The organism is Streptococcus sp. 1449 (assembly GCF_013276805.1).
Classification (GTDB): Bacteria; Bacillota; Bacilli; order Lactobacillales; family Streptococcaceae; genus Streptococcus; species Streptococcus pseudopneumoniae.
On the sequence record NZ_VMLS01000062.1, the window covers coordinates 1 to 648 of the forward strand.

Consider the following 648-nt stretch of genomic DNA (forward strand, 5'->3'; position numbering starts at 1 on the left):
TTTAGTAAATCGAACGTGAAAATGTCCCATTTGATAAAATAGTCGTATGAAAAGTATCCAACTGAATATGAATGAAACGAAAAAATATCTTGTGATAAAAGCTATAGACCAAGGAAAGAAAACAAAGAATCGAGCCTGTGTCGAACTGAATCTTTCTGAAAGACAAATCAATCGTCTGCTACTAGCCTATCAACAGAAAGGAAAAGAAGCCTTCAGACACGGAAACAGAAATCAAAAACCAAAACATGCAATCCCTGATGAAATCAAAGAACGTGTCCTAAAGAAATACCTCTCCTATGAAACATATAAACCAAATGTCCTTCATTTCTGTGAATTACTAGCTGAAGAAGAGGGAATTCAGCTCTCTGATACAACTGTTAGAAAAATACTCTATAAGGAAAACATCCTCTCTCCCAAGTCTCACAGAAAGACAAAGAAGAGACTAAGAAAACAAGCTAAACTGAACCGCAATCATCCCCTAGACAATCCAATCTTACCGTCCGCTAAAGATTTCCTGGAAGACACTAAAAAGCTACATCCTAGTAGACCCAGAAAGAAATTTGCTGGAGAACTCATCCAAATGGAGGCTAGCCCTCATGCCTGGTTTGGAGCAGAAACCTCTAACTTACACTTAGCCATTGATGATGC

The 648-nt window shown here is 38.0% G+C and carries 1 protein-coding gene; it reads left to right on the plus strand.

Translation table 11 applies throughout. The features are described 5' to 3' along the window. Window positions 1-67: 67 nt before the first annotated feature. A partial coding sequence (locus HT687_RS09695; protein ID WP_172924180.1) for a helix-turn-helix domain-containing protein occupies window positions 68-648 on the plus strand: 581 nt, incomplete at its 3' end.